The sequence below is a fragment of the Inquilinus sp. CA228 genome (assembly GCF_052078665.1).
Lineage (GTDB): Bacteria > Pseudomonadota > Alphaproteobacteria > DSM-16000 > Inquilinaceae > Inquilinus.
Genome location: NZ_JBQJIK010000086.1, coordinates 18,333 through 33,798, shown reverse-complemented (window position 1 = coordinate 33,798; position 15,466 = coordinate 18,333). Strand labels below are relative to the sequence as shown.

Genomic DNA, 15,466 nt, shown 5'->3' with positions numbered 1-15,466 from the left:
GGGCGTGGCCGGGGCCTCCAGCCACGCCCATGGCGTCGCTCAGTTCAGGACGATCTCGACCCGGCGGTTCTGCGGCTCACGCACACCGTCGGCGGTCGGGATCAGCGGGTCGGCCTCGCCGACGCCGCGGGTGACGATCAGGCCGTCGGCGACGCCGTCGGCCACCAGCTCGCGGCGCACCGCCTCGGCCCGCCGGGTCGACAGCGCCTGGTTGTACTTGTCGGAGCCGGACCGATCGGTGTGGCCGGTGACGTCGATCCGGGCGCTGTTGCCCTGCAGGGCGTCGGCCGCGGCGGACGCCACGATCTGCCTAGCCTCCGGCGTCAGCTTCGAGCTGTCGAAGTCGAAGAAGACGAGGTAGCTGCGGGCCTGGGAGATCTGCGCGACCTCCTGCGGCACGGGCGCCTCATCGGCGCCGAAGGTGTAGCGCAGGCCGACCAGGACCGTGTGGTTGCCGGTGCTGTCGGCTTTGACCGAGACGCCGCCGTCGCTGAACGTCGCCGCGGTGGTGCCGAGGTAGCGGTACTCGACGGTCGCGGCCATGTTCGGCGCGAAGCTGTAGGACACGCCGGCGATGCCCTGATAGGCGAAGGCCGTGTCGAAGTCGGAGAAGGTGGTGCCGCCGGCCTTCCACTGCTGGTTGATCATGGCGACGCCGACGCCGGCGCCAATATAGGGGACGATCGGCGAGCCGAACTCGAAATCGTAGTAGCCGTTGGCCATGATGCCGATGGTGCGCTGATGGCCGTTCGTGGCGATCGTGCCGGAACTGCTCTTGACGCTGTCGACATCGTTGCTGCGCAGGCTGATCTCGGCATCCGCGCGGAACGATCCCCAGTCATAGCCGAGATAGATGTTGCCCGCGGGACCGGGATCGTAGCTGGCGGAGCGGTTCGCGCCGCTGCCCTTCACGCTGAAGTCGTTGTCCTGCAGGATGTTCGCGCCGGCGCCGGCGCCGACATACACGCCGGTCGCCTGCTGGGCCATCGCCGGTGCCGCCGCCAGGATGGCGGCAGCGGCGACGCCGTGCATCAAGCGTCTGCTCATATCTGTCCTCAAGCTTGGTTCGGAAAGGGATGGGTCTGTCGTCGCGACGGATCAGAACGCGACCGAGATCCCGGTCAGGAGCGTGGTCTGCTCCCAGCTGGTGCTCTGCTTCACATAGTCGTCGTCCACGTCCTTCTTGCGGAAGGTCTGGATCTCGTAGACGACCTCGGCATAGGTGTTCAGGCCCGGCGCCAGGGTGTAGCTGACCGTGGCGGCGGCGACATGGTTGTCCTTCAGGTCCTTGCCGTCCGTCAGGTCCTGGCCCAGGTCGTTGTTCTTCTGGGCCCAGGTGTAGGCGTAGCCGAGGCCGAAATGGACCGCGCCCAGGCTGTAGCCGAGGCCGGCCGCGACCGTGTTGAAGTCCTTGTCGGTCTGGCCGGAGCCGAAGCCGCTCGGCGTGCCGACCCAGACCAGGCTGGCATCGACGTCGCCGCTCGCGATCTCGGCGCCGAGGCTGTAGGTCTCGAGGTCGTGGTAGCCGTCGATGCCGTTGGCCTGGGACGCGGTGCCGCGGATCTTGACGCTGGTGCCGTCCAGCGTGTCTTCGTAGCCCAGCCCGGCGCTGATCGCGTTCTCGTAGATCTGGTCGTCGTCGGACAGGTCGGCGCGCCCGGTCGGGCCGCTGCTGGTGCTGGTGTCGGCGCCGATCACCGGGGTGAAGGTGACCCCGAAGATCAGGCCGCCGATGTTCGGCGAGGCGTATTTGATGCTGGTGCTCTTATCCAGGCCCGACTGGTAGGTCGGGTCGAGCGAGAAGAAGTTGCCGCCGCCGTAGCGGTAGTTGCCGTCGACATTGTCGCCGTAACCGCCCTGCGCGTTCAGGATCGTGTCCGGCGCGAAGAAGTAGCCGAAGTCGCCGGCGGTCTGCGGCTGGTCGCCGAAGGACAGCGTGCCGAAGCCGCCCTTCACATAGAGGTATTCGCGGTCGACGGTGACGTCCTGGTCCCGGTTGACGTTGTTCATCCGGATGCGGGCGCCGTATTCGAGCCCGCTGTCGGTGACGTTCTTGACGTCGAACTGCAGTCGGCCGTTGGTGTTGAAGTCGTAGTCGCGGGACTGTCCGTCATTGGCCGAGCTGATCAGCAGGCCGGCTTCCGCCGCGACGAAGCCGCTGATCTTCAACTGCAGACCGGATGTCACATCCGCATCGGCGGCCATCGCCGGCACGGCGACCGCTGCCGCGACGGCGAGGGCCGTCCCGCCCAAAAATACCTTCCTCATGTCCCCTCCTGGCAAGTGCCGATCGGCCCCCAGCCGAATGGTCTGGCAGCCGCTCTCTAGTTGAGAGCGTCAAATGAATAGGAGGGGTATTTCAAGAAGGTCATACGAATATTTGGAAAACGATGAGTTTCCAAAAGCGTGTATCAAATATACAATGAATAAATGCAATAAAGTGCAAACAGTATTTCTTGGTGTGGTTGGCGTTTCCGAGCGAATCCCTTCGTGTCCCAATATGTCCGGGGCAAAGGCGATGCCTTGCCGCGCCGGACCAGCCGCGGCGGCCGGACGCCGGCGAAGGGAGAATCGGCACCGCCGGACCGCGGCGGTGCCGGGCGGGAGGAGGGTGGGCCTGACGGCTAGCTCCGGCCCTGCGCCGCGGCCAGCACCGCCTCGACATGGCCGGGCACCCGCACGCCGCGCCACAGGCCGCGGACGATGCCCTGCTCGTCGACCAGCACCGTCGACCGGTCGATGCCCATGTACTTGCGGCCGTACATCGACTTCTCGACCCAGGCGCCGTAGCGCTCGACTGTGTCGTCGTCCTTGGCCGAAGCCAGGGTGAAGGTCAGGCTGTATTTCGCTGCGAACTTGTTCAGCGCCGGCACCGGGTCCTTGGAGATGCCGATGATCGCGGCGTCGACGCCCTCGAACTCCGGCAGCGCGTCATTGAAGCCGCAGGCCTCCTTGGTGCAGCCGGAGGTGTCGGCCTTCGGATAGAAGTAGACGATCACCTTCTTGCCGCGCAGGGCGGAGAGCGAGACTGTCCCGCCGCCGGCCTTGGGCAGGGTGAAGTCCGGGGCGGGCTTGCCGATCTCGACGCTCATGGGGATCACTCCAGACGGGGGTCGCCGGTCCGTTGACTAGACCGGCGGCCATGGTCTCGGCAAGGGCCCGCCGCGACCGGGCGGCCGCTTTGCTGCGCCCTTGAACGGCCGTGCCGTGCGGCATACTATCCTATGGAGCAAGTATCGGCAGCGGTTTGATTGTCCGGTTGATGTCGTCGTGACCAGGATCGTGACTGTTCTTCGTCAAGCCAGCATTTGCGTGCAAGTGTCGAGTGCCGATTTCCTGGCCGCGGGCCTGGCCTCCTTTTTTGAACGGGCGTCGTTGCAGCCGGGCCGCATCTTCCGTTTGGACCTCCGTTCCGGTCACGACATGGGGGAGCAACATGAGTCAGCCGAAAACATGGTGGCTTGGGCTGATCCTGCTTCTGGTCCTCTGGCTGCTCGCCAACTGGCTGGAGACCGGGGCGGTCGAGCGCGACCTCGCGGGCCGCGCCGGCGCCGCGATCGCCGCGACGACGGCACTCGATTCGCCGCGGGCCGAGGTCGCCGGCCGCGACGTCGCCGTGGCGGGGCTGACCTTCTCGCCGGAGCGGACCGCGAAAGCCGTCGCCGCGGCGAAGGCGACCCCCGGCGTGCGGCTGGCCAGCGATGCCACGACGGCGCCCCCGGCGGCGCAGCCCTTCGTCTGGTCGGCGAAGCGCGACGGCGCCGCGCTGGTGCTGTCCGGCACCGTCCCGACGCCGGAGGCGCGGGCGTCGATCCTGGCCGCGGCCAAGACGGCGTTTCCCGATGTCGAGATCCGGGACGAGGCGACCTATGCGACCGGCGCTCCCGGCAGCTTTGCCGCGGCGGCCGCCTATGGCCTCGCCCAGGCGGTGGCGCTGTCGAATGGCGGCGTGGCCCTGAGCGACGCCGGCTATTCGATCGCCGGCGAGGCGCCGACCGCGGCGGCTTATCAGGCGGCGATGGCGGCGACGAAAGCGCTGCCGGCCGGCGTGACCCTGGCCAAGGCGGAGATCCTGCCGCCCGAGCTGAAGCCCTATGTCTGGAGCGCGGCGAATGACGGCCGGACCCTGACCCTCGGCGGCGCGGTGCCGTCGGAGGCGGCGCGGGCCGAGCTGGCGGGCGCGGCGGCCGCGGCCTTCCCCGGGATCAGGATCGTCGACGGGCTGCAGGTCGCCCGCGGCGCCCCGGCCGGCGATGTCCTGGCCGCCGCGAAGCTCGGCCTGGCGCAGCTGGCGCTGCTGGCCGACGGCAAGGCCGGGCTCGACGACGGCCGGCTCTCGGTCAGCGGCTCCGGCAAGCCCGGGGTGACCGCCGCGGCGATCGCCGCGGCGATCCGGTCCGGCCTGCCACAGGGCTTCCAGCTGGCCTCGGTCGATGTCACGCCGGCGATCATCTCGCCATACACCTTCAGCGCCGAGAAGTCGGGCGGCGCCCTGACCCTGTCCGGCTACGCTCCGGACGACCGGACCCATCAAGGGATCCTGGACGCGGCGCAGCGGCTGTTCTTCGGCGAGACGGTCAAGGACCAGCTCGCCCTCGGCGCCGGCGCGCCGGAGGGCTTCGCCGATGCGGTGCTGGCCGGGCTTGGTCCGCTCTCGCGCCTGGCCCAGGGCACGCTGTCCCTCACCGGCACCGACGCCAAGCTGTCCGGCCAAGCGCTGTACGAGAAGGCCGTGGTCGACATCCAGGGCGCCTTCGCGGCGGCGCTGCCGGGCCGCTACACGGCCGATGCCTGGATTGCGGTGAAGCCGCCGGAGCCGGCGGTGGACGCCGCCGCCTGCCAGGACCTGTTCAGCACGCTCCTGGCCAAGGGCACGATCCTGTTCGACACCGGCAAGGCGACGATCTCCCAAGAGTCCGCCGGGCTGCTGGACAACCTCGTGGTCGTCGCCCAGCGCTGCCCGGAGGCGCGGATCGAGATCTCCGGCCACACCGATGCCTCCGGCGATGCCGCGGCCAATCTCGACCTGTCCCGGAAGCGGGCCGAGGCGGTGGTCGGCTATCTGGAGACGGCCGGCGTCGCCGTGGTCCGCTTGACCGCCATCGGCTACGGCAGCGCCCGCCCGATCGCGTCGAATGACACGGAGGAGGGCAGGGCCCAGAACCGCCGGATCGACTTTCTCGTGAACTGAGGGAGGGGACCATGATCTACCTGATCGAGACCTACTGGCTCTGGACCCTCCTCGCCCTCGTGCTCGGGGCGGTCATCGGCTGGCTGTCCTGGGAGCGGCGGGCCGACGAGCCCTGGCTGCCGGGCTGGCTGAAATGGGGTTGCGCGGTCTGGCTGATCGGCCTGGCGGTCGCCCTGCTGCGCTGGTTCGGCGGCCGCAGCGGCCTGCTGCTGGAGACGGCGCTGCTGTTCTTCGTCGCCTATCTCGCCGGCTGCGTCGTCGGCGCCTGGCTGCGCGGCCGGCTGGGGGGCGAGGAGAGGCCGGCCGAGCCCGCTGCCGAACCGGTCACGACCGCGCCAGCCCTGGCAACGGTCACGCCGATCACCGCCGCCCCGCGCGCAACGGTCACGCCGATCGCCCCGGCCGCGACGGCGGTCGCCGCGCCGGTTGGGGAGGACGGCCATCCCGGAGCCAGGCCCGTCGGCTTGGCCGGTCCACGCGGGGGCAAGGCCGATGATCTCAAGCGCATCAAGGGCATCGGCCCGCAGAACGAGGGCCGCCTGCACGGGCTCGGAATCTGGCATTTCGACCAGATCGCGGCCTGGACCCAGGCCAATGTCGATTGGGTCGGCGCATTCCTGGCCTTTCCCGGCCGGATCGAGCGCGAGGACTGGGTCAGTCAGGCGAAGCAGCTGGCCCAGGGGGTGGAGACCGCGTTCTCGAAGCGGGTTGATGCCGGCCTGGTCGAGAGCTCGAAAGACGACGGCAGCAAGGGCCGGCGGAACATCGACAAGCCCGGCTGAGGGCGGGCCGCTAGCCCTCGGCCGCGTCCTCCCGCGGCGGGGGCGGCCCGATCAGCCGGTCGAACACGGCCATCACCTCGGCCGCTTGGCGCCGCATTCCCGCCGCGGCGGCGTCGAGATCCTCCGGCGGGTCGGCGGCGGCATCCTCGGCCACGGCGCGCAGCAGGCCGCGGATCATGGCGTCGGAGGCCTCGGCCGGATCGAACTTGTCCTCGACGGCGAAGCGCAGGAAGGCCTGCACCCGCTGCCAGGTCGCCAACGCCCGCAGCAAGGCCTCGGCATCGGGCAGCAGGCCGGCGGCCGCGGCCCGGCGCAGCACCTCGGCGGTGGCCTGGTGCAGGATCTCCGGATGGTCGGCGGCGTGCCGCAGCTGCAGGTACTGGGCGATGAACTCGACATCGACCAGCCCGCCGCGGAAATGCTTGATGTTCCAGATGTCGCCGGTGTCGCGCTGGCGCGCCATCCGGCCGCGCATCTCGGCGATGTCGCGGCGCAGCTTGTCCGGGTCGTGGGGCAGGCCCAGCAGCGAGCGGATCTCGGCCTCGATCCGCTCGCGCAACGGGCCGTCGGCGTGGATCACCCGGGCCCGGGTCAGGGCCATGTGCTCCCAGGTCCAGGCGTCGCCGCGCTGATAGGTGCTGAAGGCCTCCAGGCTGGTCGCCAGCGGCCCGGCATTGCCGGATGGCCTAAGGCGCATGTCGACCTCGAACAGTGCGCCCTGCGCCGTCGGCGCGGTGATCGCCGAGACCAGGCGCTGGATCAGCCGGGTGTAGTAGACCATCGGCCCGATCGGCTTCTCGCCGTCCGACATCTGGTCGGCGCCGGCGTCGTGGATCATGATCAGGTCGAGGTCGGAGCGGATGGTCATCTCGCGCCCGCCGAGCTTGCCCAGGGCGAGGAGGGCCAGCCCGCCTTCCGGGAAGCGGCCGTGCCGCCGTGCGAACTCCGCCTCCACCCGCGGCACCAGGGCCTGCAGCGCCACCTCGGTGACGTCGGACAGGAAGGCGGCGCAGGTCGGCGTCTCGGACAGGCGGCGCAGGATGTGCACCGCGGCGCGGAAGCGCTGGTCGTTGGTCCAGCGCCGCAGCACGTCGAGCATGTCCTCGAAGTCGCGCGCCGTGGCCAGCTCCGCCGCCAGCCGCTCCCGCAGCCGCTCGCGCCCCGGCAGGTTGCTGAAGAAGCCCGGCGCCAGCACCGCCTCGAGCTGGCCGGCATGGGCCGTCAGATAATCCGCGATCCGGCCGCCGAAACCGAGTATATCGACAAGTAGATCAAGGAGATCTGGGTTGACATTAAACAAGGAGAAGAGTTGGACGCCGGCTGGCAGCCGGGCCAGGAACCCGTCCAGCCGCTGCAGCGTGGCGTCGGGGTCGGCGGTGCCGCCGACGATCGCCAGCAGCCGCGGCACCAGCCCGGTGATCAGGCCGCGCGCCCGCTCGCTGCGCAGGGCCCGGTAGCGGCCGTGCAGCCAGCCGCGCACCACCGCGATCGTCTCCGGCGGCCGGGCGAAGCCCAGGCGCTGCAGCGTCTCGACCGTGCCGGGATGGTCGTCGACGCCGGCGAAGACCAGGGTGACGGCTCCCTCGGGCGGCCGGTCCTCCTGGAACAGCTCGGCATAGCGGCTCTCGACCAGCCGCAGCGTGTCGGTCAGCGTGGTGCGGAACGACGCCGGGTCCGGGAAGCCGAGGAAGCGGCCGAGCACGTCGACCTCGCGCGGATCCTCCGGCAGCGCATGGGTCTGGTGGTCCTCCAGCATCTGGATGCGGTGCTCGACCCGGCGCAGGAAGCGGTAGCATTCGGCCAGGCTGACGGCGGTGCCGCGGTCGACCCGACCGGCCTCGGCCAGCGTGTCCAGCCCGGCCACCGTGCCGCGCAGGCGCAGCTTCGGCTCGCGGCCGCCGAAGATCAGCTGCTGCATTTGCACGAAGAACTCGATCTCGCGGATGCCGCCGCGGCCGAGCTTCAGGTCGTGGCCCTCGATGGCGACCGCGCCATGGCCGTGATGGTGGTTGATCTGCCGCTTGATCGCGTGGATGTCCTGGATCGCCGCGAAGTCGAGGTTGCGGCGCCAGATGAAGGGGGTCAGGAAGTCGAGGAAGGCGTCGCCGGCGGCACGGTCGCCCGCCACCGGCCGGGCCTTGATCATCGCCGCGCGCTCCCAGTTCTGCGCCAGGCTGGTATAGTAGCTCTCGGCCGCCGCCAGCGACACCGCCGGCGGCGTCGCGCCGGGATCGGGCCGCAGCCGCAGATCGGTGCGGAACACATAGCCGTCGACCGTCCGCTCCTCCATGATCCGCACCAGGTCGCGGGCCATCCGGGTGAAGGTCTGGCCCAGGTCGTCCGGCCGGTCGGTCGGCACCTTGTCGGCGTCGTAGAGGATGATCAGGTCGACATCGCTGGAATAGTTCAGCTCGCGCGCGCCCAGCTTGCCCATGCCCAGCACGATCAGCCCGGACGCGTCCGGCGCCGCCACCGCCTCGGGGCGCAGCAGCCCGCGCGCCGCGGCGCGGGCCAGGAGATGGGCGACGGCCAGGTCGAGGGTGGCTTCGGCGAGGTCGGTGAGGGCGCCGGTCACCCGCTCCAGCGGCCACTGCCCGCCGATATCGGCCAGCGCGATCAAGAGGGCGATGCGCCGCTTGGCCAGCCGGAACGCCTGCATCAGCCGGGTGGTGTCGGTCTCGGCGGCGGTGTCGGCGCGCAGGGCCGCCAGCTCGGCGGCGACCGCGGCATCCGGTCCGTCGGCGAGGAAGCGCCGGACCGTCGCCGGGGTCTTCAGCGCCAGCTCGGTCAGGTAGGGGCTGCCGCCGAACACGGCCTCCAGCAGCGCGCGCCCCTTCGGCTCGGCGGGCAGCGCCACGGCAAAATCGCGAAGCTCGGGATCGGATTGCTCGGTCGCGCGTTCAAGCCACCGTTCGACTCCGCGCCGGGCACGGTCGGGATCGCCCGCGCGGGGCCAGACGGCATCAGCCAATGCGGCTTCGTAACGTGGCATCGCGCTGTCCATGTGCCTAAGGTGCGGGCGCAGCATCGGGGTCCCGCGGGGATGGGTCAAGCGAGGGTGAAACGTTCGGGATGAGGGCGCTGAAGATCCTGGCCGAGATCGTCGGGCTGGCGGTTGCCGGCTTCGCCCTCGCCGCCGTCGTGCTGGCGTGGCGGCTGTCCACCGGGCCGCTGGAGATCGATTTCCTGACCCCCTATGTCGAGCAGGCCCTCGCCGACCGCAACGCCACGGTCGAGATCGGCGCGCTGTCGCTGCGCTGGGAGGGGTTCGACCGGCCGGCGGTGCTGGCCGCCCGCGACGTGCGGGTGCGGCAGCGGGACGGGACGCTGATCGCGTTCACCCCGGAAGGGACGGCCGATGTCAGCATGCCGAAGCTGCTGCGCGGGGTGGTGGCGCCGCTGCGGATCGACCTGATCCGGCCGCATCTGCGGGTGACCCGGACGGAAGCCGGGGAGTTCAGCTTCGGGCTCGGCGGCGGCGAGGCCGGGGAGGACGGGGTGTCGACGCCGGCCGAAGGGGCGCCGACCCGCGACGTGGTCAAGGACCTGCTGGCGGCGCTCGACGCCCGGCTCGGCAGCGAGGACAGCCCGATCGCCTCGCTGACCCGGCTGACGCTGGTCGACGGCAGTGTCCGCATCGACGACCGCATGCTGGGGCGCAGCTGGATCGCGCCCAGGGCCTCGGCCGACCTCCGCCGCACTGCGACCGGCGTCGACGGCCAGGCAGCGCTCTCGGTCATCTCCGGCGACCGGACGGCCCAGTTCGGCGGCGAGATCCGCTATCAGCGGGCCAGCCGCAGCGGCAGCGCGACGGTCACCTTCGCCAATGTCATCCCGGCGGCGCTGACCCGGATCTCGCCGGTGCTGGCGCCGCTGGAGGCGATCGAGAGCCCGGTGTCCGGCCGGCTCGAGGTCGATTTCGATTCCCGCTTCCAGCCGACGACCGGCCGGTTCTCGCTGACCAGCGTCGAGACCCGGCTGAAGCTGGCGCCCCTGTGGACCGCGCCGCTCAGCGTCGCCCGGACCAGCCTGTCGGGGTCGGTCGACCTGCCGAAGCGGCGCCTGACGCTCGACGATTTCAGCATCGATCTCGGCGGACCGAAGATCTCGCTGTCCGGCCAGGTCGACGCGGTCGGCGACACGATCGAGGCGATCACGGCCGGGACCGTCACCGACCTGCCGGTCGACCTGCTGGACAGCCTGTGGCCGCCGGGCGTGCCCAGCGGCGCCCGAAGCTGGATCACCGCCAACCTGCATGACGGCACGATCGACCGCACCGAGTTCAGCCTGCACGCCCGGTCGCCGGTCACCGATCCGGAAGCGGTGACCCTGGTCACGGCCGACGGCACGATGCAGGCGCGCGGCATGACGGTGCATTATTTCGACGGGCTGCCGCCGATCATCGGCCTCAACGCCGCGGCCAGCTTCAACCAGTCGACCATGCGCATCGCCACCGCCGGCGGCCATCTGCAGGACCTCGCGCTGCAGCCCTCCGACATCACCATCACCGGGCTCGACCTGCACGACCAGGTGATCGACATCGACGCCCGGGTCGAGGGGCCGGTGAAGACGATCATGTCGGTGCTCGACCTGCCGCGGCTCGGCTACGCTAAGAGGGTCGGGCTGGTGCCGGACCGCATGTCCGGCCGGGCGACGGCCCGGCTGCGCTTCGGCTTCTCGCTGCTCGCCGACCTGCCGTTCGAGGCGGTCCGCATGGGGGTGGAGGGCGCGCTCGACAATGTCGGCATCGCCGCCGTCAAGCCGGGCTACGATCTGGCCGGCGCCGACGCCAGGCTGGCGCTCGACAAGTCGGGCATGACGCTGACGGGCAAGGCCCAGCTCAACACCGTGCCGGTCGCCTTCTCCTGGCGCGAGGCGTTCGACGATTCGGCGGTGCAGACCAGGGTCTCGGCCCAGGCCACCCTGACCCCGGCGGCGCGGGAGGCGCTGAAGATCCCGGAGGTCGGGCCGGTCGACGGCACCATCGGCGCCGATCTCGATTTCGCCAAGCGCTCCGGCGGGGCGGCGACGCTCGACGCCAAGCTCGACCTGACCGACGCCCGGATCGCGATCGACCCGATCGGCTGGGTCAAGCCGACGGGCGGCAGGGCCGATGCGACGGTCAGCCTGGCCCTGGCCGGAGAACGAGTCAGCAAGGTCTCGCAGTTCAGCGTCTCGGGCGGCGACATCACCGCCTCCGGCAGCGCCGACTTCGCCCGCGACGGGTCGCTGGCGCAGCTCAGCATCGCCTCGTTCCGGCAGGGGCCGAACGACGTCAAGGGCCAGGTCGAGGTGCTGGGGCCGGACAACTACCGCCTGGCGCTCACCGGCTCGCGTCTCGACGTCTCGGGCCTCCTGGAGCAGCGCCGCGCCGCGCAGGGCAAGGCCTCCGACTCCGGCACTGCCGCCGATCCGGCCCCCGGGCCGCGGATCGACGCCACCTTCGATGTCGGCGAGCTGTCCTTCGGCGACAACCGCTCGCTCAAGGCGGTGCACGGCCGGGCGATCGGCCGCACCACCAACCTGCAGGACGTCACCCTGGCGGCGCAGCTGCCGGGCGGGCGCCCGATCGACCTGCGCCTGACGCCGCAGCAGGGCCAGCCGGACCGCCAGATCCTGACGGTGCGCAGCGAGGATGCGGGCGAGACGTTGCGCATCTTCGACATCGCCGACAACATCACCGGCGGCAGCCTGCTGGCCACCGGCACCCGCAACGGTGTCACCGGCGCGATCGAGGGCCAGTTCGATGCCCGCAACTTCGTGCTGGGCCAGGCGCCGGGCATGGCGCGGCTGCTCGCCGCCACCTCGCCCTCCGGCCTGCAGGACCTGTTCGGCACCAGCGGGCTGACCTTCAACCGGCTGGACGCCGACTTCACCTACGCCGCGGCGCAGCGGCGGATCACGCTGAAGCAGGGGCGGGGGGCCGGCGGCGACCTCGGCCTGGGCTTCGACGGGTTGATCGATCTCAGGGCCGAGACCATCGACCTCGCCGGCACCATCGTGCCGATCTACCACATCAACAGCGTGATCAGCTCGATCCCGCTGATCGGCGACATCCTGACCGGCGGCGAGGGCGGCGGGCTGTTCGCCTTCACCTATACGATCCGCGGCTCCTTCGCCGACCCCTCGGTCTCGGTCAACCCGCTGTCGGTGCTGGCCCCCGGATTCCTGCGGCGCCTGTTCTTCGAGGAGACGCCCTCCGCCTCGGACGGCGCGCCGCGTCAGGCCTCCCCGCCGCAGCCGCCACGGCCGCCGCGCGACCGCAGCGGCGGCCGGTAGCTATTCGCCCACCGCCAGCCCGGCCGGCCGGCGGTTGTCGTTGGCGCCGTAGACGAAGCCGGGGAGCATCTTGCCGCCGAAGGCCCGGTCGTTGCCGGAGGAGGCAGCGCCGGATCCGGCGGCGACGGCTGAGGGCTGCAGCGCGATCAGCTCGGCGGCGCCCCAGGGCGACTGCACCGTCACCTTGTGGCCCATCTGCTCCAACAGCTTCACCGTGTCGGGCGACAGGGAATACGGCTCGGCATAGACCTCGTCCGGCAGCCACTGGTGGTGGATGCGCGGCGCGTCCACCGCCTCCTGCGGGTGCATGCCGAAATCGATCATGTTGAGCGCCGCCTGCAGGGTGATGGTGATGATGCGCGCCCCGCCGGGGCTGCCCAGCACCAGCACGATCTCGCCGTCCCGGGTCACCAGCGTCGGCGCCATCGAGGACAGGGGCCGCTTGCCCGGCGCGATGGCGTTGGCCTCGCCCTGCACCAGGCCGAACAGGTTCGGCACGCCGGGCTTGGACGTGAAGTCGTCCATCTCGTCGTTCAGCAGGAAGCCGGTGCCGGGCGCGATCACTCCGGCGCCGAACAGGCCGTTGATGGTGTAGGTCACCGACACCGCGTTGCCGTCCTTGTCGACCACCGAATAATGGGTGGTCTCGGTCTTCTCATGCGGCGGCACGCCGGGCTGCACCTCCTTCGACGGGGTCGCCTTGTCCGGCAGGATCTTCGTCCGGATCTGGGCCGCGTAGTCCTTGCTCAGCAGCCGGTCCAGCGGGTTGTTCACGAAGGCCGGGTCGCCGAGATAGGTGTTGCGGTCCATATAGGCGTGGCGCATCGCCTCGACCATCAGATGCACCCCGGCGGCGGAATGCCAGCCCAGCGCCTTCAGGTCGTAGCCCTCCAGGATGTTCAGGATCTCGCACATCGTCGTGCCGCCGGAGGAGGGCGGCGGCGAGGACACGAAGACGTAGCCGCGATAGCTGCAGGTCACCGGCGCCGTCTCGGTCACGGTGTAGGCGGCGAAGTCCTGCGCGGTCATGATGCCGCCGCCGGCCTTCATCGCCGCCGCGACCTTCTGCGCCGTCGCGCCCTTGTAGAACGCGTCCGGCCCGCCCTTGGCGATCGCCTCCAGCGTGTCGGCCAAGTCCGTCTGCACCAGCCGGTCGCCCGGCTTGAACGCCGAGCCGTCGGGGCGGAAGAAGATCCTCGCCGCCACCGGGTCCTGCTTCAGCAGCTTGGCGCCGGCGTCGAGGATGTCGGTGTCGCCGCGGGTCAGGATGAAGCCCTCGCGCGCCAGCTTGATGGCCGGCGCCATCACCTGCTCGCGCGGCAGGGTGCCGTAGCGCTGCAGCGCCGTGTCGAGGCCCAGCACGCTGCCGGGCACGCCGACGGCGAGGTAGCCGTACAGGCTGGCGCCCTTGACCGGGTTGCCGGCGGCGTCGAGATACATCGTCTTGGTCGCGGCTGCCGGCGCCATCTCGCGGAAGTTGATGAAGGTGTCGCGGTTCTCCTTGGCCAGGTGGATGACCATGAAGCCGCCGCCGCCGATATTGGCGCAGCAGGGGTTGGTGACCGCCTGGGCGTAGCCGGTGGCGACCGCGGCGTCGACGGCGCTGCCGCCGGCCCGCAGGATCTCGGCCCCGGCGTCGGAGGCGAGATGCTGCGACGACACCACCATGCCGTCCGGCGCCTCGACCGCGGGGGGTGATGCCGCCCAGCCCCCGGCCGCGCCCAGCGCGCAGGCCGCCAGCGCCAACCATGCCACTGCATGCCGGATCATCATGCCCCTCCTGTCGTGACTCGCCCGCGCCGTTGCGGCAGCGTGGGACTCAGGAGGAATGCTGCACCCTGATCGCGGGCTGCCGCAACGGCTCATCTGGACGAGACCGCCCAGGCCTCCCGCTTCGGGGAGAAGGCCCGGAGAGCCTGCGGGTCAAGGGGTGAGCGCCGGCCCTCAGGCCGGCCGCACCAGCGCGTGCTTCTTGCGGCCGGCGGACAGCTTGATCACGCCGTCGGCGCCGATGTCGCGGTCGCCGATCGGCTGCTCCGGATCGGCGATGGCGGCGTCGTTGACGCGGCCGCCGCCGCCCTGGATCAGCCGCCGCGCCTCGCCGTTCGAGGCGGCGAGGCCGGCCCGGGCGAACAGCCGGAAGGCCTGGATGCCGGCCGCCAGCTCGGCCTGCGGCACCTCGATCGAGGGCAGGCCCTCGGCCGACACGCCCTGCTCGAAGGCCTGGCGCGCGGTTTCGGCCGCCGCCTCGGCCTTGTCGCGGCCGTGCAGCAGCGCGGTCGCCTCGGTCGCCAGGATCTTCTTGGCCTCGTTGATCTCGGCCCCGCCCAGCGCCGCGAGCCGCTCGATCTCGTCCAGCGGCAGCTCGGTGAACAGCTTCAGGAACCGGCCGACATCGGCGTCCTCGGTGTTCCGCCAGTACTGCCAGTAGTCGTAGACCGGCAGCCGCTCCTCGTTCAGCCAGACGGCCCCGGCCGCGGTCTTGCCCATCTTGGCGCCGGAGGCGGTGGTCAGCAGCGGCGAGGTCAGGCCGTAGACCTCACGCCCCGCCAGCCGCCGCGTCAGGTCGATGCCGTTGACGATGTTGCCCCACTGGTCCGATCCGCCCATCTGCAGCACGCAGCCGTGCCGCCGCGACAGCTCCAGGAAGTCGTAGCCCTGCAGGATCATGTAGTTGAATTCGAGGAAGGTCAGCGGCTGCTCGCGCTCCAGCCGCAGCTTCACCGAATCGAAGCTCAGCATACGGTTGATGGTGAAATGGCTGCCGATCTCACGCAGGAACGGGATGTAGGCCAGCTCGTCCAGCCAATCGGCGTTGTTGGCCATGATCGCGCCGCTCCCGAAGTCGAGGAACTTGGCGAAAACGGTCCGGATCGAGGCGATGTTGCCGTTGATCGTGGCATCGTCGAGCAGCGGCCGCGCGTCGTCGCGGAAGGTCGGGTCGCCGATCTTGGTGGTGCCGCCGCCCATCAGCGCGATCGGCCGGCCGCCGGTCTTCTGCAGCCAGCGCAGCAGCATGATCTGGACCAGGCTGCCGACATGCAGGCTGTCCGCCGTGGCGTCGAAGCCGATATAGCCGGTGACCGAACCCTTCGCCGCCAGGGCGTCCAGGCCCTCGGCATCCGTCGCCTGATGGATGAAGCCGCGCGTTTCGAGGGTGCGCAGGAAGTCGGAGCGGAATCCGGTCATGATCGTCGACTGCTTGTCGGAAGGT

Annotated in this window: 9 protein-coding genes; 3 read left to right on the top strand and 6 right to left on the bottom strand. The window is 70.7% G+C overall.

Features of this window, described 5'->3' with window-relative positions; genetic code table 11:
- Window positions 1-39: 39 nt before the first annotated feature.
- The 3 genes from ACTOWL_RS31710 to ACTOWL_RS31700 all read right to left on the bottom strand — a co-directional run bounded on the left by ACTOWL_RS31710 (window position 40) and on the right by ACTOWL_RS31700 (window position 3,092).
- Window positions 40-1,047 (bottom strand): OmpA family protein, encoded by a 1,008-nt coding sequence (locus ACTOWL_RS31710; protein ID WP_441325285.1) that lies wholly within the window; start codon window positions 1,045-1,047, stop codon window positions 40-42.
- Window positions 1,048-1,098: 51 nt separating this feature from the next.
- Window positions 1,099-2,268 (bottom strand): porin, encoded by a 1,170-nt coding sequence (locus ACTOWL_RS31705; protein ID WP_441325284.1) that lies wholly within the window; start codon window positions 2,266-2,268, stop codon window positions 1,099-1,101.
- A 356-nt stretch (window positions 2,269-2,624) separates the two neighbouring features.
- A complete protein-coding gene (locus ACTOWL_RS31700; protein ID WP_441325283.1) occupies window positions 2,625-3,092 on the bottom strand; it encodes a peroxiredoxin in 468 nt (155 codons plus the stop codon).
- A gap of 344 nt (window positions 3,093-3,436) precedes the next feature.
- Here ACTOWL_RS31700 and ACTOWL_RS31695 point away from each other — a divergent pair, with 344 nt between their 5' ends.
- Window positions 3,437-5,191: an OmpA family protein gene (locus tag ACTOWL_RS31695; protein WP_441325282.1), complete on the top strand. Its 1,755-nt coding sequence runs from the start codon at window positions 3,437-3,439 to the stop codon at window positions 5,189-5,191.
- An 11-nt stretch (window positions 5,192-5,202) separates the two neighbouring features.
- Window positions 5,203-5,973 (top strand): hypothetical protein, encoded by a 771-nt coding sequence (locus ACTOWL_RS31690; RefSeq protein ID WP_441325281.1) that lies wholly within the window; start codon window positions 5,203-5,205, stop codon window positions 5,971-5,973.
- Window positions 5,974-5,983: 10 nt separating this feature from the next.
- Here ACTOWL_RS31690 and ACTOWL_RS31685 read toward each other — a convergent pair whose 3' ends face one another.
- A complete protein-coding gene (locus ACTOWL_RS31685) occupies window positions 5,984-8,965 on the bottom strand; it encodes a bifunctional [glutamine synthetase] adenylyltransferase/[glutamine synthetase]-adenylyl-L-tyrosine phosphorylase (RefSeq protein ID WP_441325280.1) in 2,982 nt (993 codons plus the stop codon).
- An 80-nt stretch (window positions 8,966-9,045) separates the two neighbouring features.
- Here ACTOWL_RS31685 and ACTOWL_RS31680 point away from each other — a divergent pair, with 80 nt between their 5' ends.
- On the top strand, window positions 9,046-12,252 hold the full coding sequence (locus ACTOWL_RS31680) for a YhdP family protein (RefSeq protein ID WP_441325279.1): 3,207 nt from the start codon (window positions 9,046-9,048) through the stop codon (window positions 12,250-12,252).
- On the opposite strand, the gene ggt is transcribed toward ACTOWL_RS31680, so the two are convergent.
- Window positions 12,253-14,022, bottom strand: a complete 1,770-nt coding sequence (gene ggt / locus ACTOWL_RS31675) for a gamma-glutamyltransferase (RefSeq protein ID WP_441325278.1) — start codon at window positions 14,020-14,022, stop codon at window positions 12,253-12,255.
- 174 nt (window positions 14,023-14,196) lie between these two features.
- Window positions 14,197-15,441, bottom strand: a complete 1,245-nt coding sequence (tyrS, locus tag ACTOWL_RS31670) for a tyrosine--tRNA ligase (protein ID WP_441325277.1) — start codon at window positions 15,439-15,441, stop codon at window positions 14,197-14,199.
- Window positions 15,442-15,466: the final 25 nt, after the last annotated feature.